This is a genomic window from Protofrankia sp. BMG5.30 (assembly GCF_001983005.1).
In the GTDB taxonomy this organism is placed as follows: Bacteria; Actinomycetota; Actinomycetes; order Frankiales; family Frankiaceae; genus Protofrankia; species Protofrankia coriariae.
Window position 1 is genome coordinate 37,159 of the sequence record NZ_MOME01000008.1, and the last position, 24,388, is coordinate 61,546.

Here is a 24,388-nt window from a genome sequence, read left to right on the forward strand (position 1 = left end):
CACGGCCGTCAAACATGATCATCAACCGGGGGTCGGGTACACGCCGGTCACGTACCGGCTCCCGGCCCCGGCTGTGGATCATCTGGTCATCGGATGGTCACAGGCCGAGTTCGGCCTCGAAGGAGCCTTCCTCCAGGCGCCTGCGCAGGGTGGTGAGGAAACGGGCCGCGTCGGCGCCATCGACGATCCGGTGGTCGTAGGTGAGCGCGAGGTACACGGTCGAACGCACCGCGATGATCTCGCCGAGCTCGGGGTCGTCGACGACCGTGGGCCGCTTGACCACCGCGCCGGTCCCGAGGATCCCGACCTGCGGCTGGTTGATGATCGGCGTGTCGAACAGGGCGCCGCGGCTGCCGGTGTTGGTCAGGGTGAAGGTGCCGCCGCCGAGCTCGTCCGGGGTGACCCGGTTCTCCCGCGTCCGGGTCGCCAGATCGTCGATCTTGCGCGCCATCCCGGTGAGGTTGAGGTCACCGGCGTGGTGGATGACCGGGACGAGCAGCCCCCGGTCGGTGTCCACGGCGATGCCCAGATGCTCGGCGTCGTAGTAGGTGATCGTGCCCTGTTCGATGTCCACGCTGGCGTTGACGTTGGGGTGCTCGCGCAGCGCCTCGCAGGTCGCGACCGCGAAGAACGGCAGGAACGACAGCTTGACGCCCTCCCGCGCCTCGAACGCCTTCTTCGCGCGGTCGCGCAGCCGGGCGATACGGGTGACGTCGGCCTCGACGACGGTGGTGAGCTGCGCGCTGACCTGGAGGGACTCGACCATCCGCTGCGCGATCACCGAACGTAGCCGCGACAGCTTCTCGGTGCGGCCACGCAGCGAGACCGGTGCCGCCGCGGGCGCGGCAGGCGCAGCCGGTGTCGCAGCGGGCACCGCCACCGGCGAGGCAGCGGGAGCGGCCGGGGCCGCGGCGGCCGGGCTGGCCGGGGTGCGTGCCGCGTCGATGACGTCCTGCTTGCGGATGCGGCCGCCGACACCGGTGCCCGTCACCGCGGCGAGGTCCACGTCGTGCTCGGCGGCGAGCCGCCGGACCAGCGGGGTGACATAGGCCCCGAGGGAGCCGCTGCCGTTGGCCGGGGAGGCGGTGGCCGGTGCCGACGGTGTGAGCTCCTGGGCCGGAACGGCCGGCGGGGGAGCCTGGGCCGCGGCGGGCACCGGCGGCGCGACCGGAGCCGGAGCCGGCGGCGCGGGCGGAGGCGGCGGCGGAGCGGGCGCGGGCGGCGGGGCCGCGGCCACCGGCGCGGGCGCGGGCGGCGGAGGCGGCGGGGCCGCCGGCGCAGGTGCGGGTGCGGCGGCGGCGGCCGGAGCGGCCTGCGCCGCCGTGCCGCCTTCGTCGATGACGGCGAGTTCGACGCCGACCTCGACCGTTTCGTCCTCGGCCACCCGGATAGCGCTGATCACGCCGGACGCGGGTGCGGGGATCTCGGTGTCGACCTTGTCCGTGCTGACCTCGAGGAGCGGCTCGTCGGCCTCGACGCGCTCGCCTTCCTTCTTCAGCCAGCGGGTGACGGTGCCCTCGGACACGCTCTCACCCAGACGGGGCATCGTGACGGACACAGACATGGGGTAGGGCTCCTTTGCGGCGTCCGACCGACCGTGGACGACGGGCAACGGCTACGAACGCGATGGGTGCTGGGCAACTCGGAGGGCCCGCGGTGACACGGCGGGCACCTGCCGCCGCGTCACCGCAGGCCCTGATGGCTGGTGGGCGAGCGGGTACACGATCATGGTGCGTGTCGTGTACCCGCGGGCCCTGGTGACTGCTGCTGGGGCGGGGGGTGTGCGGCGGTGGCCGGCGTCGCGCATCCGTGGCCCCCGATCGATCGGTTGACTGTGTTACCTGTCAGGTATGGGCGTTGGCTGTCAGTGGTGACTGTCAGTTGTGGGAGTGCAGCGGCTTGCCGGCCAGCGCCAGGTGCGCCTCACCGATGGACTCGGACAACGTCGGGTGCGGGTGGATGAGCTGGGCCACCTCGGCGGGCAGCGCCTCCCAGCTGGTGATCAGCTGGGCTTCGGCGATCAGCTCGCCGACCCGGTCGCCGACGATGTGGACGCCCACCACCGGGCCGTCGGGCACGGCCACGAGCGTCACCGCGCCCGCGGTCTGCAGGATCTGCGCCTTGCCGTTGCCCGCCAGGTCGTAGGTCTGGGTGACGACGTCCCCGTAGCGCTGCGCCGCCGCGGCCGAGGTCAGCCCGACCGAGGCCACCTCGGGGTGTGAGTAGGTGACCCGCGGGATGTTGTCGTAGTTGATCGGCGGCGGGTTCAGCCCGGCCAGGCTCTCGGCGAGGAAGATCCCCTCGGCGAAGCCGACATGGGCGAGCTGGAGGCCGGGGCGCAGGTCGCCGATGGCGGAGACGGTCGGCACGTTGGTGCGCAGCTGGTGGTCGACGAGGACGTACCCGCGGTCCGTCGCGATGCCGACCTCCTCGTAGCCCAGCCCCTCCGACACCGGCCCGCGCCCGACCGCCACCAGCAGCAGCTCGGCCTCGATGGTCGTGCCGTCCTCGAGGGTCACCGTGACGCCCTCGTCGGTGGTCTTCACACCGGCGAACCGGGCGCCGAGGTGCTGTTTGATGCCGCGCCGACGGAAGGCCCGCTCCAGCAGCTTGGAGCTGGACTCCTCCTCCAGCGGCACCAGGTGGGGCAGGGCCTCGACGATGGTCACCTCGGCGCCGAAGGAGCGCCACACCGAGGCGAACTCGCAGCCGATCGCGCCGGCGCCGAGCACCACGGCGGATGCCGGCACCCGGTCGAGCCGGAGGGCGTCGTCGCTGGTGATCACCTGGTGGTGGTCGACCTCCAGGCCCGGCAACGACTTCGACTGCGACCCGGTCGCCAGCACGACGTGACGACCAGTAATGATCCTGTCGCCTACGGCAACAGATGTCGGTGACACCAGCCGCCCGTAGCCCTCGACGAGTTCGATGCCACGGGTGTTCACCAGGCCGGTCAGCCCCCGGTAAAGCTTGCTGACCACCGAGTCCTTGTAGGAGTTGACCTTCGCGATGTCGATTCCCTCGAGGGTCGACAGAATCCCGAAGTTACCGCTTTCGTGAATATTGTCCGCGATCTCCGCCGCGTGCAGCAGCGCCTTGGTCGGAATGCACCCGCGATGCAGGCACGTTCCCCCCAGCTTGTCCTTCTCGATCAGAGAAACGGTCAGGCCGAGCTCTGCGGCACGCAGAGCCGTCGCGTAACCGCCGCTGCCGCCGCCGAGGATGACCAGGTCGACGGGACCCGCCGCAGAGTCCACCACGCCAGGTGTCCCTTCTCGTTGACTGGTTGGGATGCGTTCAGTCTTTCATGTCACGTCAGTGCGGCGTCGGAGGTCCGCTGCGACTGTGGTGCATGACGCCGGTATTTCACCGGACCACTTCCGTGCGGTACCCGTTACCCGCTGGTAGTTGGTTCAGCGGACCTCCGGCCGCTGGTTGCCGGCAACGTTCTCGGCAAGTTGGAGCAGGGTCCGGACGATCGCCCCGGTGCCGCCCCTGGGGGTGTGCCCGTACGGTTCGCCGCCGTTCCAGGACGGCCCGGCGATGTCGATGTGCGCCCAGGGGATGTCCTCGGGCACGAAGGTGCTCAGGAAGTGGGCGCCGACGAGCATGCCGCCATCCCGGCCGCCGCCACCGGCGACGTTGGCCAGGTCGGCGACGGTCGAGTCGAGCACCTTGCGCAGCTCCGGCGGCAGCGGCATCGGCCACACCGCCTCGCCGCTGTCACGGGCGGCGTCGACGACCTGGTCGACCGCGCCGCCGCGGCCCATCACCCCGGCGGTGCGCTGCCCCAGGGCGACGATCTGCGCACCGGTGAGGGTGGCGACGTCCACGATCAGGGCGGGGGAGTCCTCGGCGGCGCGGGCGAGGGCGTCGCCGAGAACCAGGCGTCCCTCGGCGTCGGTGTTGAGCACCTCCACCCGGGTGCCGCCGCGCAGGGCCAGGACGTCGCCCGGCCGGATCGCCCCGCCCGAGGGCATGTTCTCCGCCAGCGGCAGCCAGCCGGCGAGGTGGACCGGCAGGTTCAGCCGGGCCGCCGCGACGAGCGTCGCGAGCACCGATGCGGCCCCCGCCATGTCGGCCTTCATCCACTCCATCGCGGTCGGGGGCTTCAGCGACAGGCCGCCCGAGTCGAACGTGATGCCCTTGCCGACGAGGGTGAGCGCGGGCCCCCCGGTGGCCGGCGAACCGGCCGGGCGCCACTCCAGGCGGACGAGGCGGGGTGTGTTCGCCGAGCCCTGGCCCACTCCGAGGATGCCGCCGAACTCGCCGTCGGCCAGCGCCTGCTCGTCGAGCACGTCGACGGTGACGCCCACCTCGCCCGCGCGCCGGGCCGCGATCTCGGCGAACGCTGCCGGCGGCAGATGCCCGGGCGGGGTGTTGACGAGGTCGCGGACGAGGGCCACGGAGTCCGCCACGACACCGGCCCGACGCACCGCGTCGTCGGCGGCGGCCCGGGACGCGCTGTCCACCACGAATGTGATTTCGCTCACAGGTGGGCGGTGGTCGTCCGCGGACGTGGTCCGGAACTCCCGGAAGGCGTAGGCGCCGAGCAGCGATCCCTCCGCGACGGCACGCAGCCGCGCCGGCCCGGGGCTGCCGGCGACGAGAGCGAGGGTGGTGGCCACCCGGGTGGTGCCGGCGAGCGCGCGCACGGCCGCCCCGGCCGCGCGGCGCAGCGTCTCGTGGTCGATGCCGCCGTCGGCCGCCGCCGCGTCCGCGCCCGCCGCCGATGTTCCTGCTGGTGACGGGCCCGTCGCCGGCAGCTGTGACGGCGGCGCGCCGACGCCGACCGCGAGCACCGTCGGGATGCGCAGGGTTCCCAAAGTCGCGAAACGGACCAGGTCGCCGGCCTTGCCAGTGGCCCCCAGGTCAGCGAGAACCGTCGCGAGCCGGCCGCCGAGTGCCGTGTCCAGTTCCTCGGTGCCGCCGAGTGGGATGGGACCGTCCTTGCCCGTCGCGACACCGATCACCAGTACGTCAGCGTCAAGATCCAGTACGGATGAAGTTGTCACGGCAGTCACGGTCATGTCGAGAGACTACGGAACACACCACGAGACGATGCAGAGCCGGGTCCCCCACGCCGTCCCACAGCGCCCGTCCCCGCCCGTGGTGCCGGCCAGCCCCAGCCCCGGGAGCCGAGCCCCAGGAACCGACCGGCCGACGCCGGAACCGTCCCGGGAGCCACTCCCGCAACCGCCTCCGGAGCATCACCGCAGCCTTTCCCCGGAGAGGCCGTTCCCCCGAGAGGCCGTTCCCCGCCCCGTATCCGCATCCCGACCGCGCGTCACCCGCCGACCACGCCGAGTCCCGCAAACCGCCCCGGCCACCCTGAGGAGCGCGAAGGACGTGAATCCACCGCTGTTGGAGCAGCGCCGCGTTCACATCTTCCACATCCTCGCCCCACATCCGCCCATCGATGATCGATGATCTGTTGGCGGCCTGAGTGCGGATGCCTCCAAAAACCTGTAGGACGGGCCTGTGTCATGAGTATCCAAAAACGCTCGAAGGAGGTGTCCCGAGGCGGTTGGGGTGTTCCCGGGCGGGGCGTCTCGACGGGCCGGGTGCACGCTCAGATCTTCGGTGGAAGATCTGGAAACCCCTGCGTGGTGGCCCGCTCTCGAGCTCGGGGTCCCCATGGAGCGGCTCGTGGGTGGGGGTGTTGTTCGTTTCCGGATCTTCGGTGGAAGATCTGGAAACCCCTGCGTGGTGGCCCGCTCTCGAGCTCGGGGTCCCCATGGAGCGGCTCGAGAGCCGCTCCATGGGGCTAGCCTGCCGAGGCATGGGTGAGCTGTTGCAGTCTCCGTTGCACGACCGGCATGTGGCGCTCGGCGCCAAGCTGGCCGACTTCGGCGGATGGGAGATGCCGATCGAGTATCCCGGCGGAGGTGTGCTCAAGGAACACGCGGCGGTCCGGTCCGCGGTCGGGATCTTCGATGTCAGTCATCTCGGCAAGGCGCGCGTGCGCGGCCCCGGCGCCGCGGACCTCGTCGACTCCGCCCTCACCAACGACCTGTCCCGGATCGGCCCGGGGCAGGCCCAGTACACGCTGTGCTGCGATCCGGAGACCGGCGGGGTGGTGGACGACCTGATCGCCTACCTGTACTCCGCGTCGGAGGTCTTCCTGATCCCCAACGCGGCCAACACCGCCGAGGTCGTCCGCCGGCTCGCGGCGGCGTCCCCACCGGAGGTTGCCGTCGAGAACCTGCACACGGCCTTCGGCGTGATCGCGGTCCAGGGTCCGGCCGCGCCGGAGCTGGTGTCCGCGCTCGGCCTGCCGGTCGACGGTGCCTACATGAGCTTCACGTCGGCCGGCTGGAAGGGCGCTGGCCCTGACAGCGCGGGCGGTGGTGGTGGCGACGGCACCCACGGGGAGATCGTCGTGTGCCGTTCGGGCTACACCGGTGAACGCGGATTCGAGCTCGTGACGCGCTGGGCGGACACCCCGGCGGTGTGGGACGCGCTGCTGGCGGCCGGGGCGTCCGTGGGGGCGCGGCCGTGCGGTCTCGGCGCCCGCGACACCCTGCGGACCGAGATGGGCTACCCGCTGCACGGCCAGGACCTCTCGCCGTCGATCACCCCGGTGCAGGCGCGGGCCGGCTGGGCGGTGGGCTGGAACAAGCCGCGGTTCTGGGGCCGGGACGCGCTGCTGGCGGAGCGGAGCGCGGGCCCGGCGCGGCTGCTGTGGGGGCTGCGTTCGACAGACCGGGGCATCCCACGGCCGCACATGGCCGTGTACGACCTGGCCGGCGGGCGGGTGGGCGAGGTCACCAGCGGGACGTTCTCGCCGACGTTGCGGACCGGTATCGGCCTCGCCCTGCTCGACCGCGGCGTCGCCGAAGGGGACACCGTCCGGGTGGACGTGCGGGGCCGGCCGTCGGCGATGACCGTGCTGCGGCCACCGTTCGTCGACTCCTCCCCGAAGTGAGGGCTGAACCCGAAGTGAGGGCTGAAGTGCCCTGGAGCGGTGCTGTGGCCTGGTGTTCCTACTACCACCGCCGAATGAGATACCGCTGGACCACCGGCTGGATGATGCCGGGGCGGTGCCTCAGATCGTAGGGACGCCCAGGGCCATGAACACCAGGGTGACAGTCGCCGTGATCTCGACGAGGGCGCCGAGCACGTCCCCGGTGATGCCGCCGAGATAGCCGACCAGGTAGCGCCGCAGCAGCCAGCCCGCCGCGGTGCCCACGGCCACCGCGGCCACCGCGCGCGCGGCCTGGCCGGGGCTGCCGCCACCACCGTCGACGTCCACGTCGAGCAGGCCGTCGACGCCCAGCAGCCCGGCGCCGGCTGCGACCGTGAGCACGGCGAGCACGGAGCAGACGGCCTGTCGCGGCCGCACGGAACCGGCGACGAGGGCGCCGAGCCCGTTCGGGTGCGCCGCGGGGATGCCGCCGGTACAGGCCAGGGTGGCCGCCAGCCGTCCGGTCATCGCCGCGACCAGGATCGACAGGCTGCCCCGGTGCTCCCCGATCGCCAGCGACAGCGCCGCGACCTGGACCAGGACGGCGAAGATCAGCGCCAGCGCGCCGAACGCGCCCAGCCGCGAGTCCCGCATGGCCGCCAGCGCCCGCTCCCGGCCGGCGCCGATGCCGTCGGCGACGTCGGCGAGCCCGTCCAGGTGCAGGCCGCGGGTGAGCAGCGCCAGGGCGGCGATCCCGATGGCGGCCGGGAGCAGGTGCCCGGCCGGGGCTTCCGGCGTCGCCGCGGGCACCTTCGTGAGAAGTTGGAAGCCGGCCGTGACGACGGCGGCGATACCCCCCAGGACGAGGCCGACCAGCGGCGCGAGCGCCATGGCCCGGCCCATGGTGGGCCGGTCGAGCGCGACCCGTCCCCGGACGGGCAGTAGCGAAAGCAGGGAGAAGACCGTCCGCGTGGCGAGCATTGGCCGCCCGCGTCAGGCGCCCGCCGTCCCGGGCGTGTCGCTCGGGACGGCTGCGGTGCCGTTGGACGCTGGCCCGCTGAGGGCAGCGTCGCTGGGGGGCGGGCCGGTGGGAGCTGCCCCGGCGGTCTTGTCACTGACCCCGGCCTGGTCGAACGTGGCCATCTCGGCGAGTGTCGCCTGGGCGGCCACCAGCAGGTGGACAGCGAGCAGCGCGCCGGTGCCCTCGCCGAGGCGCAGGCCGAGGTCCAGCAGGGGATCAAAGCCCAGCGACGTCAGCGTGAGCTTCTGCGCCGGCTCGGTCGACCGGGTGCCCGCGATCCACCAGGTCTTCGACCCGGGCGCGTACGCCTCGGCGGCCAGCGCCGCGGCGCAGACCACGACCCCGTCGAGCACCACCGGGGTGCGGCGGACGGCGGCCTGCACCAGCAGGCCGGCCAGCGCGGCGAGGTCGGCGCCGCCGATCACCCGCAGCAGGGCGAGCGGATCGGCGGCGTACGGCCGGCCGCGGCGCATCGCGTCCCGGATCGCCGCGGTCTTGAGCATCCACCGGGTGTCGTCGATGCCGGTGCCGCGGCCGACGGTCTCGATCGGTTCCCGGTCGAGCAGGGTGGCGACGATCGCCGCGGACGGAGTGGTGTTCCCGATGCCCATCTCGCCGGGGACCAGCAGGTCGGCGCCGGCGTCGACCTCCTCGTCGACGATCGTCCGGCCGATGTCGAACGCGCGGGCGGCCTCCTCGGCGGTGAGGGCGTCCTCGACGTCGATGCGCCCGCTGCCGCGCCGGACCCGGTAGCGGCTGGTGACGTTGACCGCGTCCACGCCGCCGGCCGCCGGCGCGCTCGTGCCCGCTGCTGGCTCCGTACCCGCTGCTGCCGTATCGCCTGCTGCTGCCGTATCGCCCGCTGCGCCGGCCGGGGGCGGCACCGGCTCGTCGCTGTCCACGCTGACGTCCACGACCCGCACGGACGCGCCGACCGTGCGGGCCAGCACGTTCACCGCGGCGCCGCCGGCGGCGAAGTTCGCCACCATCTGCGCGGTGACCTCCGGTGGGAAGGCCGAGACACCCGTCCGCGCGATGCCGTGATCGCCGGCGATGATCACAGCCCGGATGCGCCGGAAGGGCCTGGGCGGGCAGACCCCCTGCACTCCGGCGAGCCAGACCGAGATCTCCTCCAGACGCCCGAGAGCGCCCGGAGGCTTGGTCAGCATTGCCTGCCGCTGCCGGGCGGCAGCCATCGCGTCGGCGTCGAGCGCTGGGATCCGCACAGCGTCTTTATTACCCGATGTGCCACCGGACGCCGCCGGATGCCTGTGTCCCAACGGATATCCGACAGATTTCGTCAGGCCGGGACCCCGTCCGAGGAACCGCCCCAGGCCGAGGTCAACGCGACCAGGTCGGACCAGTCGGCGCCGTGCCGGGCGGCCCCGTCGGCGAGCTGGGCCACCTCGCTGCTCATCCAGGCCGCCGGCCGGCCGGACGAGGCGGCCACCGCGCCGGTGACATGATGCTCGGCCTCATCGACGTCCGGCCGCTCCCGGCGCAGCGCCGCGTCCGCGCAGATGACGTGCACCAGCGGAGCCAGGCAGCCGACACCCTGGTCCCGGCCCTCGGTGCCGTCCACGCCACCGACCCGCTCACGGGCCTCGGCCAGGAACGGCGCGGCCGCGTAGACCTGCCCGGCCAGGACGAGGGCGCTGGCGGCCATCGTCACGAACAGCGCCGGATGGTAGCTGTCGAGGGAGTAGGCGGGGGCACCGTGTTTCTCGGCGGGTAGCCGGCTCATCAGCTCCTGCGCCCGGCCGATCGTGGCGACGGTACCGAGGGCGTCGCCGAGGCGCGCCCGCGCGCCGGCCTCGGCGACCGCCAGCATCACGGCGACGGGGGTGTTGCCCGCGTACCGCTGCCCCTCCACGGCGAGCGCCAACGCGCTCCGCCAGCGTTGCAGCCCCCGCGCGGCCATCGCCCGCACGGCGTGGGCGTGCGCGATCGTCGGCCAGTCCCCGATACTCGCGGCGACCGACTCGGCCTGGGTCAGCGCGCGCAGCCCGGAGCAGATGTCACCGGCGTCGATGAGCGCGTTGCCCTCCAGCACGAGGGTGCGGGAGTGCAGAGCCTGCCAGTCGTGCCTGGTACGGACCGCCCCCGCCTGGGACGCGGCGATGTGGCGGCCCAGGTTCCACGCCTGCAGGGCCGTCTGCGCCGGGGCGGTGGAMCCGTAGCCGCCGACCAACGCCCGCATGGCGGTGGTAAGCCCGGTCAGGTCCTGCGCGACCCGGGCGCGCCCGGGGAAGGCGCTCACCAGCTGTCCCGCCGCGACGAGCCCGGCGACCACCCCGAGCCTGCGCCGATCGACGCCCATACGCGACTCCAGATGTTCGCGATGTCCGCCTGACAGCCCCAGTCTCCGACGTTGTCGGGATCATGTCGATGGCCCGGTTGTGTCAACATCCCGGCCGTGCCGATGCCTCTCACTCCCCGTCATGTCAGTGGGGGCCGCCGACGCGGCCCGAGTTTCCGGTGTGCTCCCGGGTTCCCTCGCGCGTTCCCGGGTCTCCTGTCGCGCTTCCGGGCTCCCGTTCCGCCCTTCCGGGGGCCCGGCTGTCGCATGACGCGCGAAAACATGACCGTGACAGGCTGTGATCATGTCGGCTCGGTCGCGGGTCAGGTGCCGGAGGTCGCCGCCGCTAACGAATTATCGGCTCCTCGCTGTAACGCCCTCCGACCCACCCCATCCCCAGCGCCCCCGCCGCGCCGTCCCCGCCCCGTCCCAGGAGGTCGCACCCACATCAGCCCCGCACAAAATCCGGTCCCGGGCGTCCCCCACAGGTAGTTCTCCGGTATGTCCTACCGGCGTCGTAATGGTGCTGTAATCAGGCGGAAGATCGGTGGTGTTGCCCGCCCGTCATCCCTCGCCGCCGCGGCTGTGGTGGCGTTCGCGGTTGTGTCGCCGGCAGCGCGTCGAGGGGGATTCGATCCAGCTCGGGGATGGGCGCGGCCGGGTCGGGCGGCTGGTAGCCGGGGTCCGGCCTGCCAAGATCGTCAGGCTCGAATCGGCGTAGCCCGACCGACCGCCACAGCGGCGAACGGACGTCGCCCCCCGGAGTTCTTGTACCTCCCATCCRCCAGGACGGTGACCCACTCGCCATCTGGGAGGGGACAGCGGGTCGCGGGCAGACGCCCGGTGGCGGTGTCCCACAGGCGTGCGGTGTGGTCCCGGCTGCCTGTGGTGAGKGGGATGCGCTGTCGTTGTTATGGTTCGGCGGTGGAGACGACAATCCGTGCCGCGAACGGCGCCACGCTGTGGTGCTGTGTCACCGGCAGAGGCCCGCGGACCGCAGCCACCCTGCTTGCCCGAGACCGTGTGGATCAACCAGCCAATCCCACAGCCAACAGCCAATCGGGTCACGACCAACTGTCTCACGTGACTTGACAGCTTCCGAGCTGGGCCAGGACTTCCGGGTCGAGTTCGATGTTCTGATCGAGTGAAAGTACGGTGCCCAGGGCCGCGATCAGCGCGTTGGCGGCCAGCGCGACGATCGTGTCGACGGACGTGTCGCCGTGGTCGAGGCGATCGAGCATCAGCTCATCGAACTGGGCGACCCAGCTTCGCATGGCGGCGCGCAGGACCGGGGGTGGCTCACCATGGACACCGATCCGATGCAGGRTTCGGCTGGCGCCGCTCCAACGAAGCTCATCGAACATCGCGCGCATGCCCGGGTCTGCGCCGAGGTCGCCTCGGAGCAGGGCGAGGAACCCTGACCGGTGAGAATCGATGTAGTCGACGTGGCGGCGAAGCGCGTTGTGGAGTTGTTCAGTGAGTGTTTCGCCMTCGACTGGGCTGTCCTGCTCGGCGGCGAGCTCGTTCCGGATGTCGTCCATCACGGCCAGGTACAGCCCACGCTTGTTCCCGAAGTGGTGCGCGATGAGTCCGTAGGAGACCCCCGCCTTCTTCGCGATCTCGGTGGTGGTGACGTCGTCGTACGACCTCGTGCCGAAGAGCTGACGCGCTGCCTCGAGGAGCAGCCGACGACGGTCCGCAGTCGCACCCACATTGCTGGTCATGGTGGGCAAACGCTAGTTGACGGGTTATGGGCCTTCATCCACCAAGTGGCTAACGGTCCGCTCCGGTGGCCGCGTAGCGTCGCTACGGCCCTTACGGCGGCCATGGAGATACCGGCCGATGGCCGTGGTAGAGCCGCAGCGCACCGTACGCGTGGCCCGCGTTGGCGGTCCCCGTCTCCCGCCGGAACCAGGGGGCGGCGACCAGGCCGAGCTTCGTCTCCAGCGACTTCGGGACGGCGAAGTGTGCGACGGGTGCTGTGCCGACGTGAGCGAAAGCGGCGAGGGCGCCAGCACGTTCGTGGCGCCGGGCCAGGACGGTAGGCCGGGCCAGGACGATAGGCGACGATAGGCATGGTGGCATTTCCTCAGGGCTCGCTGGGCAGGGCGTTGGCCGTGTCGATTCGGCGTCCGGCGAGGTGGGCGACCACGCGACCGGTGACAGGAAGTTCCAGGGGGACCAGCGCGTAGGGCGGATAGACCAGCCGCTTGCTTCCGCGCTCAAGGGCCCGCACGATCGCGGCCGCCATCGAGTCCGCCGAGACCGGTGGAATCGTCTTCGGGACGCTGCCGCGCCACGGGAGCTCGTCCACGTCGCGGAGAGCCGTGTCAGTGCCGCCCGGGATCACCTCGAGCACACGGATCGGCGTGGTGGCGAGCTCCTCGCGCAGCGATCGCGTCGCCTGCCCGAGGGCGGCCTTCGATGACGCGTAGTACCCCAGCAGCGGCAGGGGAACCGACTGAATCGTCGAGGTGACGTTGACAACGGTGCCACGTCCTTGGGCGCGCATCGCGGGGATCAGCGCGGCACTGAGTGCGATCGGCGCCCAGAAGTTCGTCTCGAAGACAGCGCGGGCGGCCTCGGTATCGGAGTGCAGGCTGAGCGCGCCGGTCAGRCTCGTCCCCGCATTGTTGATCAGGACGTCGACCGCACCGAGCTCCCCGAGCGCGCGGTGCGCCACGTCGGTCGCCGATTCGGCCGAGGYGAGGTCGGCGGTCAGGACGACCGGGGGCGCGGCGCCCGTCGCGGAGATCTCCACGGCGAGCCCGTCGAGCAGGTGGGTGCGTCGAGCCACGAGTGCGAGGTGTGCGCCCTTGGCCGCGAGCTGTGTGGCCAGGGATCGTCCGATGCCGCTGCACGCTCCGGTCAGCAGCACACGCCTTCCGGCAACGGGGTCGTGAGTTCTCACAGCAGGGTTCCTCTTTCCGGTGCGGCTCGACGGACTGCACGTGGCGGTGTCTCGCCCCGTCGTGTCTTGTGCATTGACGCTTCAGCAGGTGCCACTTAGCATCCTGGTTGATTGATAATCAGTCGACAGGAGTCATGGAATGSGGTCACTCAGGGAATCGGGCTCTTCTCAGTTGGCCGGAATCGAACGGGCCTGCCGGCAGAACGGTGCATCGGCCAGCACGGGGGCTGTTTCTGCAGGTCAAGGCTGCTGCCCTGGCGGCCAGCTGAAGATCTTCTGACAGCCTCTGACGTAGCGGGTGATTCCCCATGGTTTTCTGGGGTCTGGCTACTCACCGCCGATGGTGTGGCCGGTGAGGAGGTTGGAGGTGAACCGGGCGATGTTGTGGGCGAGCCCGGGGTCCGCGCGTGGGTGTGGAGTCTCTGATCTCGTCAGATGAAGGACCGTGGCCAGGGTCTCCTCGACGAGGTCGGCGGCCGTGGCGAGGCCCCATGCGCGGCCCTCTTTCACGAGATGGTCGAGGGCGATGGCGGCGTGGCGGTATTCGCCGGCAACGGCAAGAGCGACTTCTCCGTCGTTGGACTGGTGTGCCTGCGGCACCATGTCGTAGGCGGGGCTGAGGGTCATCGACGCGGTCAAAGGGCATCTGAAGGCAATAAAGATCTTGAGTGGGCGCTGCCGTGAGCTTCGGAGACTGCCTCCGTCCGGGAGTGTCGGGTCATCTGGTGTTCTGGCGTACGTTGGCGGCGGGCTGGGCTGCGGCAGGGCGGGGCTATCGGGCCAGGGAGCGCCGTTCCCCACGCCGTCCCACGCCCACGCTGCTGGGTCGTCCGCCTTCGTGTGTGTACAGCCGCGCCCGTAGGTGAAAATCGTGGTTATGGCGACGGTTTTCCGCCCACGGCCTCCGCGCCTGTAGGTGAAAACCGTGGCTGCTACAGCGGTTTCCACCTACGGCTGGTGAGTGTCGGCGGGGGATCGGGGTGGGCGCACCGTTCCGCGGCCTGCGCGAGTCGCGAGCCATGGCGGAGACAGGGCGTCAGCGGAGCGTCGCTGAAAGCGGTGCGCTCCAGCGCCGCTTTTCCGTGTCTCGGCTGTTCGGGCGTCTCAGGCGGCGGCGTAGCGGTTGGCGGGTCTGGGCCAGCCTGAGAAGGCCACGCAGCGTTTCAGCCTCGTAGGCGGTGCGGAACACGCCACGGTTGCTGGAGTTCGGGGACCAGCGCGCGGGTGATCGCCTCCAGCGCCTATGCCAGGCAGGACCCACCCGATCTTGATCGCGCCCTGGCTCTCGGTACCGCTACTATCGACCTCCTCACCGAGGAGGTCGATTCGGCCCGATGCGTCGGTCACATCACCCGTCTGACCACCCATCTTGCGCCGCACAGCCGGAAACCGGCGGTCCGAGAATTTCTCGGCCGCGCCGAAGAACTCATCTCTGCACCGTCCGCCAGCTCTGTATAGCTGGCAAAGGTGGCGACGAATTCAGCGTTGGCGCGGACCATCGCGGCGAAGATGTGGTGGTCCGGCGGGTTGTTGGTCGCACCTTCGATGAAGGGCTCGTGGTTTCAGGCGGCGGCGGAGGCGGGGGTGTTGGGGGTGGGGAGGCCGAGGTTGTCGCGCAGGGTCGTGCCGGTGTATTCGGCGCGTAGGGAGCCGCGTTCCTGCAGGAGTGGCACCACCTTGTCGACGAACTCGTCCAGGCCGGTGGGGGTCAGGTGGGAGCCGAGGATGAAGCCGTCCGAGCCGTCGTTCTGGACGAAGGAGTCGATGCGTTCGGCCACCTGCGCCGGTGTGCCGATGAACTCGGTGCGGCTGAAGACGTGGATGGCCAGCTCGCGCAGCGAGTAGTTGTTCGCCTCGGCCAGCGCCCGCCAGTTGGCCACCGTCTCGTGCGGGTCCTGGGCCAGGCGCGCCCGGCCCTGGATCACCAGGGGGGCGTCCGGGTCGGGGTCGACATCAGGCAGCGGGCCGTCGGGGTCGTAGCCGGAGAGGTCACGGTTCCAGACGGTCTCGAGCAGGATCTGCGCCGTCCGGCCGCTGACCTGCGTCCGGGTGATCTCCCGGTGCCGTTCGACGGCTTCGGCCTCGGTGTCGCCGAGCACGAACGACGCCGAGGGCAGCAGCCTGACCGAGCCGGCCGGGCGGCCCTGGCGCAGCGCCCGAGCCTGGATGTCCTGGTAGAACTCGCGCGCCTCGGGCAGGTGGCGGTAGGGGGAGAAGATCGCGTCCGCGCTGCCGGCCGCGAAGTCCCGGCCCTGCGGGGACACCCCGGCCTGCAGGACGACCGGACGGCCCTGGGGGCTGCGGGGGACGTTGAAGCGCCCGGAGATGTCGAACTGCTCGCCGTGCTGGCTGAACGCGCCCACGCTGTCGTCGCGGACGAACCGCCCGCTGCTCCTGTCGGCCACCACGGCGTCGGCGGGCCAGGAGTCCCAGAGCTTCCGGGCGGTGGCGAGGAACTCGCCCGCGCGGACGTAGCGGTCGTCGCGGTGCAGGAAGCCGCCGCGGCGGAAGTTCTGCCCGGTGAAGGCGCCGAAGGAGGTCACCACGTTCCAGCCGGCCCGTCCGCCGGAGAGGTGGTCCAGCGAGGCGAGCTGCCGGGCCAGTTCGTACGGCTCGTTGAAGGTGGCGTTGATGGTGCCGATCAGGCCGAGGTGTTCGGTCACCGCGGCCAGCGCGGCGAGCACCGGCAGGGTGTCCGGCCGGCCGACGATGTCCTGGTCGAAGATCAGGCCGAGCCGTTCACGCAGGATCAGGCCCTCGGCGAGGAAGAAGAAGTCGAACCTGCCGCGTTCGGCGGTCCGGGCCAGGTGCTGGAACGAGGAGAACGCGATCTGGCTGCCGGCGGCCGGGTCGGACCACACCGTGTGGTGGTTCACGCCACCGAGGTAGGCACCGAGGATGATCTGCTTGCGGGGCTTGCTCATGCGTAACGCTCCAGGCGCTCGATATCGGCCGGCGGGCCGGCCGGTGGTCGTCAGGCGGCGGCGTAGCGGTTGGCAGGCCTGGGCAGCCCGAGCAGGCCGCGCAGCGTGTCCGCCTCGTAGGCGGTGCGGAACAGGCCGCGCTGCTGTAGTTCCGGGACCAGCGCGCGGGTGATCGCCTCCAGGTCGTGCGGGATCGCCCCGGGCCGCAGCCGGAAGCCGGACAGGCCCGCGCGCTGCCAGTCCCGCAGCAGGTCGGCGAGTTCGGCGGGGGTGCCGGTGAACACCAGCGCGTCGCTGCCGTACTCGCTGCCGGCCAGCTCGTCCAGGCGCCTGCGGCGGTCGTTCGCCGCTGTCGCGGCGGTGTCGAGGAAGACGACGAGATCACCGAAGACGTGCACGTTCTCCGTCCGTCCGGCGGAGTGCTGCTCGGCCCGGATCTCCTCGACGATCGCGCGCGCGTCGTAGGTGTCCCGCGGGGTCACGTAGACGACGTCGGCCGAGCGGGCACCGAACCGGTAGGGCAGCGTGCTGTGCGCGAGCGCGGTGACCAGCGGCTGCCCCTGCGGTGGCCGCGGCACGATCGACGGGCCGCGGACGCTGAACCACCTGCCCTTGAAATCGATGTAGTGCAGTTTCTCGCGGTCGATGAACCGACCGGTGGCGGCGTCGCGGATCTCCGCGTCGTCCTCCCAGCTGTCCCACAGCCGGCGGACCACCTCGACGAAGTCGCCGGCCTCCTCGAAGTGCTCGGCGACCAGCGCCTGGCCCTCGGGTGTCGCGTAGTCCTCGAGCCGCAGGCGGGGGATGTCGCGGCGGCCGAAATGGGAGTTCTCGCTGGGACGCGACAGCTGCGCCCGCCAGCCGGCCCGGCCGGTGCTGACGTAGTCCAGGGTCGCTACCGCCTTCGAGACGTGGAACGGCTCGGTGTGGGTGACGGTCGCGGTCGGGACGAGCCCGATGTGTGCGGTCAGCGGCGCGACCCGGGAGGCGATCAGCAGCGCGTCCAGGCGCCCGCGCACCTGGTCGGTCCGCCCGTCCGGCCCGTCATAGCGGGAGGACTGCACGCCAAGGGCGTCCTCGATGGTGACGAAGTCCAGCAGCCCGCGCTGGGCCTCGGCGACCAGGTCGACCCAGTAGCGCGGGGTGAACAGCTCGAGCGGGCGCGCCCGCGGCTCCCGCCAGGCCGCGGGATGCCAGCCGGTACCGTCCAGCGCGACGGCGAGATGAAGTGGAAAGAGCGCGGGCATCAGACGTGTTGTCCCCTTCTCTTCTTTTTCTCTTTTTTACTTCTCGGGTGTTTCCTGGGTGCTTCCCGGGTGCCGGGTGTGTCTCGTCGGCCGGCAGGGTTCCGTGACGGCGTGGGAAACGGCCGATGCAATGGCATCGAAACGGCGTCCGACACGGGGTGTCGATCGGTGTCCGCTCATCTCGGCAGGCCGCCGGCAGCACGGTCGGATCTTTTTGCTTCCGGGCCCGGGTTACCTTCCGGATCGCAGTCGCTGCCTTTCCTCGCCGACGCCGCTGGTCAACAGGTGTCAGATACGGGAAATCGGAACACGGCCGCTGGGAAAGCGGGACGGCATGAACGACGTGAACGGCATGTATACAGGCCTGACATCGTCGTACCGCACTGGCAGGTGGACCGGCTGACGCTCCGTCAACGACAACAGAGAGAGCTCGCGAGACGAGAGAGGTCGAGGTACCTGCGGGTGACGAACGTTCCCCGCGCCGACGCGCTCTTCAACGCCGGCATGCTCGTCACCGCTCCCGCGCTTTTCACCGCCCGCGTACTTTTCGCTGCACACGTCACTGCACATGCACTCTTCAGTGCCACAACTAGACCGTAGCCGAGGGTCGCGCGCGGCGCAATGATGCCGGCTCACGGGATTGCCGCGGCCGCCCGCGCGGGACCGTGTATCCACGCCCGTCCGTCGCGCGACGGCACGTCTTTCATTTATTCCCTCTGCGTCCTCGTCACTTCCGCATGTGTTCGTACCGCTTCCGTKTGTGTTCGCGCCACGATGTAGTGGGTGTTGCGCCCGCTGCTGGAGCCACGGACGGGCCGGTTTGGGACGAGCAGGTCGAGCGCGCGCTTCGCCCCGGCCTGGGTGAGGCCGGCCAGGGCCGCAAGGGCCGGGTAGCGGCATACCTGCGGGAGCAGGTGCGTGCGGCGGGCTGGCGGCTCGGCGTGGGGAGGACAATCAGCTCTCGTGCGGCCAGATCCGGTACAGCCAGATGCTGTACAGCCGGATCCTGTGCGGCCGGATCCTGTGTGGCCGGGCCCGGCGCGGCTGGGGGCGACGCGGCTGGGGGCGGCCGTGGCGAAGTACGAGCCGTGGATGCGCCGCGCCCTGGAGATGGCGCGGGCGCTGCCGGACCCGGGAGCCGGCGATCCGCCCGTCGGAGCGGTGATCTACGGCCCGGACGGACGGGAGATCACCGCCGCGCACCACGATCGGCAGCGGACGGCCGACCCGACCGCCCACGCGGAGATCACCGTGCTCCGGCGGGCCGGGCGTGCGCTCGGGACGTGGAAACTCGACGRCTGCACCCTGGTGACCACGCTCGAGCCCGGGGTGATGGCTGCCGGCGCCGTCGTCCTCGCCCGGGTGCCGCGGCTGGTCATCGGCTCGTGGGACGAACGCAACGGTGCCGTCTGCTCCCAGTGGGATCTCGTGCGTGACCCGAGACTGAACCACTTCGTCGAGGTCATCCCCGAAGTCCTCAAAGCCGAATGCGATGCGCTGCTCAACCGCCACTTCGGCCCACACCAGCCATCCGGACGCGGCTGAGCGGGTGGCCTCGCTACGGGCGGCTTGGCGCCAGGATGAAACGCGGGTCAGCGCAGGCGGGTGGGGATGCCGGCGACGACGTGCCAGACCTCGTCGGACTCGGCCGCGACCGCGGCGTTGAGGCGGCCGAGGGCATCGCGGAAGCGGCGTCCGACCGCGGTTGCCGGCACGATCCCGGAGCCGACCTCGTTGGTCACCGCGACCACGTGACGGCGGGTGTCCCGCCAGGCAGCCACCAGCTCCCGGAGCCTGGTGGGCCATTCCCCGGCCGCCGTTTCGCCGGTCGCGCCGTCGTCGGACGGGCTGTTCCCGGCCTGGTGGCCGTCGTCCGGATGCTCCTCGCTCAGGTGGGCGGTCAGCCACAGGGTGAGGCAGTCGATCAGCAGCGGTGGGCCGTCCGCGCGCAGCAGCGGTGGTAGATCGGTTGTCTCCAGCGTCGTCCAGTGGGACGGCCGGCGGGTGCGGTGGGCGGCCACCCGCGCCGCCCAGTCGGAGTCGCCCGGCGGGACCGGGCCCGCCGTGGCCACGTAGACCACCTCCGGCCAGGCGGTGAGCCGTCGTTCGGCTTCCGCGGACTTCCCCGACCGGGCACCTCCAGTGATCAGGACGCGATACGGCCGGGGCGGGCCCACCGGGGGCCGTGTTCCGCGGAACACGGTGCGCTCGGGCCGGCCACCGCCATCGGTACCGGCGGTGCCAGTGCCACCAGCGCCGGTACCAGTGCCAGTGCCGACTGGCCCGAGCACGCCATTGGACGTAGTGCTGCCGGGCGCGCCGCTGGCTACGACGGTGCCGAGGACGTCGCCGCCGGCGGTATCGAGGACGTTGCCGGGGGCGTTGCTGGCAGCGGTATCGAGCACGTCACCGGGGTCGGTGGTGCCGGGGACGTTGCCGGTGGCGGTGTCGATGACGGCGCCGTCGGAATACAGGTGCGCGCCCATCAGCGCCAGCCGCCGGGCGAGCTCGTCGCCGGGCGGGTTGCGGTGGCTGAGATGGACGGCGACGACCCGGCTCGCCCCGACCACGGCGCCCCGCCGCCGCAGCTCCGCGAGGACGTCGGCGAACGTCGCCAGGTCGAGATGGTCGCCGAAGCCGGGCCGGTCGCCGTTGTTCTCCTCCATCAGCACGACGTCGAAGGCGCGCCCGGTCAGCGCGTCCAGGGTCGCCGGTGGTAGCGGCGCGGCGGTGTCGCAGGCGTAGAGCAGGCGTCCGCCGTCAGGGGCCGTGATGTCGTAGAGCAGCGCCGGGCCCACGAACGCGGCCCCGTGGTTGGCCGCCAGCGCGCGGATCTCGAAACCGTCCAGTGACAGGACGTCACCGGCGTGTGCCAGTCGGAATCGCAGCGCCCCCGTGTCCCCGTCCGGGGGCGCCACGAAGGGACGGCAGGCGTCCAACGAGGCGGGCGGCCCGACGACGTCCAACGGACGGGTGGCCACCGTCGACCACGTCCGCCACAGCAGGGCCGCGGGGCCGGTGTGATCGCCGTGGGCGTGGCTGAACAGCAGGTGACGCACGTCGGCGAGCCGCACCCCGAACCTGGTGGCGGCGCGCGGCACGTCCGGCCCGCAGTCGATGAGCAGGCGGTCGTCGACAAGCACCGCGGTCTGGGTGCGCACCTGGTGTTCGCGGGCCCACTCGCAGGACGCACACCCACACCACGGGTTGGGCCAGCCGTCGGCCGACCCCGTGCCCAGCAGCCTCAGGCGCACCGGCCCGGACGCCTACGGGTGCGGATGGCGCCTGCGGTCGGCCAGCGTCATGAGCGCGATCACGACGCCGAGGAGCACGATCGCGCCGATCGTGACCAGCCCGACCTGCCACCAGACCAAGGGCGCCTCGTGCGACTCGGCGGTAGCCTCCGCGAGCAACGTCGTGACACCGTGCGAAGCCATGATCACGGTCTCCTTCCTCTGTGTCGACTGGCCCGGCCGTCCGACGGATCGTATGGGGTGTTTCCGTTCACCGGCCACCTGTCCGCCCGGCTACCGCCGCTGACCAGCGGCCACGCTCCGGATCCGCCATCGGTCGGACTGGTGCCGGTCCCGCTCCCGGTGCCGGTGTTCCGGCCGGCCGCGGGTTGGGTCGGCGGCGAGACCGACCCGCCGGTCGTCTCCTCCGGGCCCACCGTCGGTGTTGGATGGTGTCCGACGGACAGCGCGACGAGGACCGACGACCTGGACAAGGGGGCCAACGGTGAGCTGGACCTGGCGTTTCGAGACGGAGGACGGTGGGGTGGTCAATCCCGCCGGCTCGTTGCCGTCGGAGTCGTTCCCGACCCAGGGCGACGCCGAGACCTGGCTGGGGGAGATCTGGCAGGAGCTGCTGGCCGCCGGCGTCCAACAGGTGGTGCTCCACGAGGGCGATCGCAAGGTCTACGGCCCGATGAGCCTGCGCCCCGTCGACTAGCGGCCGCGTCGACCAGCGGCCCTGCCGCCGAACGCGCCGATCGTGTCTTGCGGGCGTTCGGCGGCCCATGCCTGGTAGACCCCACCGGTCAGGCCCACGGCCGCGGGCCTGACCAGGCTGGCTGGGCCGGGCGGCTAGCCGACGATTGTCGGGTCGGTGACGATGACGCCGTCGAGCACGGAGTCGATGCGGGCCAGCAGGTCGGGGTCGAGCTTCACTCCGGACGCCCTGACGTTCTCATGGACCTGCTCTGGCCGGGACGCCCCGATGATCGCCGACGCCACGTTGTCGTTCTGGAGCACCCAGGCCACCGCGAGCTGGGCCGGGGACAGACCGGCGTCGGCCGCGACGGGCAGCAGGTCCTGCACCCGGGCGAGGACGTCGTCGCCCAGCAGCCGCTGGATGAAGCGCCCGCCGGTCGTGCTGGTGGCGCGGGTGTCCACCGGCGGCGGCTGGCCCGGCCGGTACTTGCCGGTGAGCACGCCCTGCGCGACCGGTGACCAGACGATCTGGGAGATGCCGGCGTCCCGTGAGGTCGGGATAACCTCGGCCTCGATCGTGCGCCACAGCAGCGAGTACTGCGGCTGGTTGGAGATGATCCGGTCGAAGCCCAGTTCGTCGGCTGTCCGCACCGCGTCCGAGATCTGCGCGGCGCTCCACTCCGAGACGCCGACGTAGAGGACCTTGCCGGCCCGTACGAGGTCGTCGAAGGCCCGCAGGGTCTCCTCCAGCGGCACGGTCGGGTCGTACCGGTGCGCCTGGTAGAGATCGACATAGTCGGTGCGCAGCCGCCGCAGCGACGCGTGGCAGGACTCGATGATGTGCTTGCGGCCGAGGCCCCGGTCGTTCGGGCCGGGGCCGGTCGGCCAGAAGACCTTGGTGAACAGCTCGTAGGACTCCCGGCGGACGCCGTCGAGCGCTTCGCCCAGCACGGTCTCGGCGCGGGTGCCCGCGTAGACGTCGGCCGTGTCGAAGGTGGTGATGCCCTCGTCGAGAGCGGCCTGTACACAGGCGAGCRCCTGCTCCCGTTCGACCTGGTCACCATGGGTGATCCAGTTACCGTATGAGATCTCGCTGACGGACAGTCCGCTACGCCCGAGTCGTCTGTGCTCCACACAGTCACCTTAGAACGCCCGTGCCCCGAGGCGCCCGGCCGCGAAATCACACGTTCATCGTTGGCCGTCCCGACGGCTCACCCGGGGCCGGGGCATCCGCCAGCGGGGAGGCAGGAGCGCGCGCTGCACCGAGTAGGCCCGGACCCGGACCCGCGAGTCCGGGTACTTCCGTGCCACCCGGCGGCTGACCTGGCGGGCCAGGACCACCGAGTCGACGGCCACCGCGAGCAGGCCCAGCAGCATCAGCGAGGTGGTGACCAGCCGCACGTACGCGTTGGGGACGATGCCACCGAGGAAGTACACCAGGGCGGCGGCGAGGAAGAACGGCCCGATGTTGCGGCGGGTGTCGACGAAGTCCCGGGCGAGCACCCGCTCGGGGGCGCGCTCGCGCGGCGGCAGCCTGCTGACATCACCGGAGAGCATCGCCGCCCGGTACTCCCGGCTCGACCGGCGGCGCTCCTCGCGGACGTGGGCCCGGGCCTCCTTGCGGGACGTCGGGGTGGGCAGGGCGCCGCCGCGGGCGCGCGCCGCCCGCGCCTGGCTGCGCTTCGGGGTGGGACGGCCCTTCCCCACCCCGTTGCCCGGCCGGTTCCCACGTTCGGTGTCGGCGGTGGGGGGAGCGGAGTCGGCCGTGGCCACCGGTGTGCCCGCGGTGTCCGCGGGATCGTCGGAGACGGACGTGCGTCGTTTCAACAGTGCCATCAGGGCAGCGCCAGCATCTGGTCGAGGGCCTTCCGGGCGTATGCCRCGACGTCGGGGTCGACCGTGATGCGGTTGACCGTCTCGCCGCGGACCAGGGATTCAAGGGTCCACACGAGGTGGGGCAGATCGATACGGTTCATGGTGGAGCAGTAGCACACCGTACGATCCAGGAAGACGACGGTCTTGTCAGGGTGCCGGTTGGCCAGCCGCTGCACCAGGTTCAGCTCGGTGCCGACGGCGAACCGGGAGCCGGGCGGGGCTTCGTCCACCGCCTTGATGATGTACTCCGTCGAGCCGACCAGGTCCGCGGCGGTGACGACCTCGTGCCGGCACTCGGGATGCACCAGTACGGTGACGCCGGGTATCCGGGCGCGCACCTCGTCGACGCAGCCGAGGCTGAACCGGCCGTGCACCGAGCAGTGCCCCTGCCACAGGATCATCCGGGCGTCCCGCAGCTGTTCGCGGGTGAGGCCGCCGCCGGGGCGGTGCGGGTTATAGACGACGCAGTCGTCCAGCGACATCCCCATCTCCAGCACGGCGGTGTTGCGGCCGAGATGCTGGTCGGGCAGGAACAGCACCCGCTCGCCACGGCGGGCCGGCCCGAACGCCCATTCCAGCGCTCGGCGGGCGTTGGAGGACGTGCAGATGGTGCCGCCGTGCCGTCCGGTGAACGCCTTGATGGCGGCGGAGGAGTTCATGTAGCTCACCGGGACGGTGCCCTCGGCGAGGCCGGCGTCCGCGAGCGTCTCCCAGGCCTGTTCGACCTGTTCGGCCGTGGCCATGTCGGCCATGGAGCAGCCGGCGGCGAGATCGGGCAGGATCACCTGCTGGTGGTCGCCGGTGAGAATGTCGGCGCTCTCCGCCATGAAGTGCACGCCGCAGAAGACGATGTGCCCGGCCTCGGGCCGGGCGGCGGCCTGCTGGGCGAGTTTGAACGAGTCGCCGGTGACGTCGGCGAAGGCGATGACCTCGTCCCGCTGGTAGTGGTGGCCGAGGACGAAGACGGAGTCACCGAGGGCGGCTCTGGCCGTTCTCGCCCGTTCGACGAGCGTCGGGTCGGACGCGGGTGGCAGCGCGCCGGGGCAGTCGACCCCGCGTTCGCTGTCGGGATCCGAGCCGCGTCCGAGCAGCAGCAGTTCGAGCGGCCCGGCCAGGGGCCGGGAGCGTGGCGGGGCCGGCGGTGTGACCGAAGGTGTTCCCGGCGCCGCGACGCCGGCGCGTTCGAGCGCGGGATGGGTCGTCATGCTCGCTCCTGAGGTCGACCGGCCGTCCGTGGCCTGGCCGCACGCATGGGGACGTATGGTCGGTAAG

At 71.5% G+C, this 24,388-nt stretch carries 19 protein-coding genes; 3 read left to right on the plus strand and 16 right to left on the minus strand.

From position 1 onward, the window contains the following. Positions 1–97: 97 nt before the first annotated feature. The 3 genes from sucB to BL254_RS03775 all read right to left on the minus strand — a co-directional run bounded on the left by sucB (position 98) and on the right by BL254_RS03775 (position 5,030). Positions 98–1,564 (minus strand): 2-oxoglutarate dehydrogenase, E2 component, dihydrolipoamide succinyltransferase, encoded by a 1,467-nt coding sequence (sucB, locus tag BL254_RS03765; RefSeq protein ID WP_076842533.1) that lies wholly within the window; start codon positions 1,562–1,564, stop codon positions 98–100. Between the two features lie 313 nt (positions 1,565–1,877). Beyond that, positions 1,878–3,260 (minus strand): dihydrolipoyl dehydrogenase, encoded by a 1,383-nt coding sequence (gene lpdA, locus BL254_RS03770; protein ID WP_047224429.1) that lies wholly within the window; start codon positions 3,258–3,260, stop codon positions 1,878–1,880. 153 nt (positions 3,261–3,413) lie between these two features. After that, positions 3,414–5,030 carry a leucyl aminopeptidase gene (locus BL254_RS03775; RefSeq protein WP_076842534.1) on the minus strand — a complete coding sequence of 539 codons (1,617 nt, stop codon included), beginning with the start codon at positions 5,028–5,030 and terminating at the stop codon, positions 3,414–3,416. A 752-nt stretch (positions 5,031–5,782) separates the two neighbouring features. Here BL254_RS03775 and gcvT point away from each other — a divergent pair. Beyond that, positions 5,783–6,928, plus strand: a complete 1,146-nt coding sequence (gene gcvT, locus BL254_RS03780; RefSeq protein WP_047224431.1) for a glycine cleavage system aminomethyltransferase GcvT — start codon at positions 5,783–5,785, stop codon at positions 6,926–6,928. Positions 6,929–7,048: 120 nt separating this feature from the next. On the opposite strand, the gene BL254_RS03785 is transcribed toward gcvT, so the two are convergent. The 8 genes from BL254_RS03785 to BL254_RS03825 all read right to left on the minus strand — a co-directional run bounded on the left by BL254_RS03785 (position 7,049) and on the right by BL254_RS03825 (position 17,309). Then, the gene (locus BL254_RS03785) at positions 7,049–7,888 is read right to left on the minus strand and encodes an adenosylcobinamide-GDP ribazoletransferase (protein WP_047224432.1); all 840 of its coding nucleotides are present in this window, start codon (positions 7,886–7,888) and stop codon (positions 7,049–7,051) included. A 12-nt stretch (positions 7,889–7,900) separates the two neighbouring features. Beyond that, complete coding sequence (locus BL254_RS03790; protein WP_047224457.1) at positions 7,901–9,124, minus strand: nicotinate-nucleotide--dimethylbenzimidazole phosphoribosyltransferase; 1,224 nt, start codon at positions 9,122–9,124, stop codon at positions 7,901–7,903. Positions 9,125–9,228: 104 nt separating this feature from the next. Next, positions 9,229–10,248: a hypothetical protein gene (locus tag BL254_RS03795; RefSeq protein ID WP_047224433.1), complete on the minus strand. Its 1,020-nt coding sequence runs from the start codon at positions 10,246–10,248 to the stop codon at positions 9,229–9,231. Positions 10,249–11,306: 1,058 nt separating this feature from the next. Beyond that, a complete protein-coding gene (locus tag BL254_RS03800) occupies positions 11,307–11,951 on the minus strand; it encodes a TetR/AcrR family transcriptional regulator (RefSeq protein WP_076842535.1) in 645 nt (214 codons plus the stop codon). Positions 11,952–12,316: 365 nt separating this feature from the next. After that, complete coding sequence (locus BL254_RS03810; protein WP_076842536.1) at positions 12,317–13,138, minus strand: SDR family oxidoreductase; 822 nt, start codon at positions 13,136–13,138, stop codon at positions 12,317–12,319. 327 nt (positions 13,139–13,465) lie between these two features. Further along, positions 13,466–13,765, minus strand: a complete 300-nt coding sequence (locus BL254_RS03815; protein WP_047224437.1) for a hypothetical protein — start codon at positions 13,763–13,765, stop codon at positions 13,466–13,468. A 935-nt stretch (positions 13,766–14,700) separates the two neighbouring features. After that, positions 14,701–16,062 (minus strand): NtaA/DmoA family FMN-dependent monooxygenase, encoded by a 1,362-nt coding sequence (locus tag BL254_RS03820; protein ID WP_047224438.1) that lies wholly within the window; start codon positions 16,060–16,062, stop codon positions 14,701–14,703. A 50-nt stretch (positions 16,063–16,112) separates the two neighbouring features. Continuing rightward, entirely contained in the window at positions 16,113–17,309 is a 1,197-nt protein-coding gene (locus tag BL254_RS03825; RefSeq protein ID WP_047224439.1) for an LLM class flavin-dependent oxidoreductase, read from the minus strand. A 1,071-nt stretch (positions 17,310–18,380) separates the two neighbouring features. On the opposite strand from BL254_RS03825, the gene BL254_RS03830 reads away from it, so the two are divergent. Further along, complete coding sequence (locus BL254_RS03830; protein WP_139342180.1) at positions 18,381–18,854, plus strand: nucleoside deaminase; 474 nt, start codon at positions 18,381–18,383, stop codon at positions 18,852–18,854. A gap of 47 nt (positions 18,855–18,901) precedes the next feature. Here the strand turns inward: BL254_RS03830 and BL254_RS03835 are convergent, their stop codons facing one another. Both BL254_RS03835 and BL254_RS26800 read right to left on the minus strand, forming a co-directional pair. Then, complete coding sequence (locus BL254_RS03835) at positions 18,902–20,563, minus strand: bifunctional adenosylcobinamide kinase/adenosylcobinamide-phosphate guanylyltransferase (protein ID WP_076842538.1); 1,662 nt, start codon at positions 20,561–20,563, stop codon at positions 18,902–18,904. Positions 20,564–20,575: 12 nt separating this feature from the next. Next, positions 20,576–20,746 carry a hypothetical protein gene (locus BL254_RS26800; protein ID WP_175648278.1) on the minus strand — a complete coding sequence of 57 codons (171 nt, stop codon included), beginning with the start codon at positions 20,744–20,746 and terminating at the stop codon, positions 20,576–20,578. Positions 20,747–21,047: 301 nt separating this feature from the next. Between BL254_RS26800 and BL254_RS03840 the strand changes: the two genes are divergently transcribed. Continuing rightward, positions 21,048–21,260: a hypothetical protein gene (locus BL254_RS03840; RefSeq protein WP_076842539.1), complete on the plus strand. Its 213-nt coding sequence runs from the start codon at positions 21,048–21,050 to the stop codon at positions 21,258–21,260. A gap of 134 nt (positions 21,261–21,394) precedes the next feature. Here the strand turns inward: BL254_RS03840 and BL254_RS03845 are convergent, their stop codons facing one another. From BL254_RS03845 to nadA, 3 genes are read right to left on the minus strand one after another with little or no spacing between them, the layout of a single operon-like run. Next, complete coding sequence (locus tag BL254_RS03845) at positions 21,395–22,375, minus strand: aldo/keto reductase family protein (RefSeq protein ID WP_076842540.1); 981 nt, start codon at positions 22,373–22,375, stop codon at positions 21,395–21,397. A 54-nt stretch (positions 22,376–22,429) separates the two neighbouring features. Next, positions 22,430–23,077, minus strand: a complete 648-nt coding sequence (locus BL254_RS03850; RefSeq protein WP_047224443.1) for a DUF3043 domain-containing protein — start codon at positions 23,075–23,077, stop codon at positions 22,430–22,432. Beyond that, the gene (gene nadA, locus BL254_RS03855; RefSeq protein WP_076842541.1) at positions 23,077–24,321 is read right to left on the minus strand and encodes a quinolinate synthase NadA; all 1,245 of its coding nucleotides are present in this window, start codon (positions 24,319–24,321) and stop codon (positions 23,077–23,079) included. The genes BL254_RS03850 and nadA overlap by 1 nt, the downstream gene beginning before the upstream one ends. Between the last annotated feature and the right edge of the window lie 67 nt (positions 24,322–24,388).

What these genes read in the sequence shown, in the direction of transcription:
- sucB (WP_076842533.1), bottom strand. Translation starts at nt 1,564, where the DNA reads ATGTCTGTGTCCGTCACGATGCCCCGTCTGGGTGAGAGCGTGTCCGAG.
- BL254_RS03775 (WP_076842534.1), bottom strand. Translation starts at nt 5,030, where the DNA reads ATGACCGTGACTGCCGTGACAACTTCATCCGTACTGGATCTTGACGCT.
- gcvT (WP_047224431.1), top strand. Translation starts at nt 5,783, where the DNA reads ATGGGTGAGCTGTTGCAGTCTCCGTTGCACGACCGGCATGTGGCGCTC.
- BL254_RS03785 (WP_047224432.1), bottom strand. Translation starts at nt 7,888, where the DNA reads ATGCTCGCCACGCGGACGGTCTTCTCCCTGCTTTCGCTACTGCCCGTC.
- BL254_RS03790 (WP_047224457.1), bottom strand. Translation starts at nt 9,124, where the DNA reads ATGGCTGCCGCCCGGCAGCGGCAGGCAATGCTGACCAAGCCTCCGGGC.
- BL254_RS03815 (WP_047224437.1), bottom strand. Translation starts at nt 13,765, where the DNA reads ATGACCCTCAGCCCCGCCTACGACATGGTGCCGCAGGCACACCAGTCC.
- BL254_RS03820 (WP_047224438.1), bottom strand. Translation starts at nt 16,062, where the DNA reads ATGAGCAAGCCCCGCAAGCAGATCATCCTCGGTGCCTACCTCGGTGGC.
- BL254_RS03825 (WP_047224439.1), bottom strand. Translation starts at nt 17,309, where the DNA reads ATGCCCGCGCTCTTTCCACTTCATCTCGCCGTCGCGCTGGACGGTACC.
- BL254_RS26800 (WP_175648278.1), bottom strand. Translation starts at nt 20,746, where the DNA reads ATGGCTTCGCACGGTGTCACGACGTTGCTCGCGGAGGCTACCGCCGAG.
- BL254_RS03850 (WP_047224443.1), bottom strand. Translation starts at nt 23,077, where the DNA reads ATGGCACTGTTGAAACGACGCACGTCCGTCTCCGACGATCCCGCGGAC.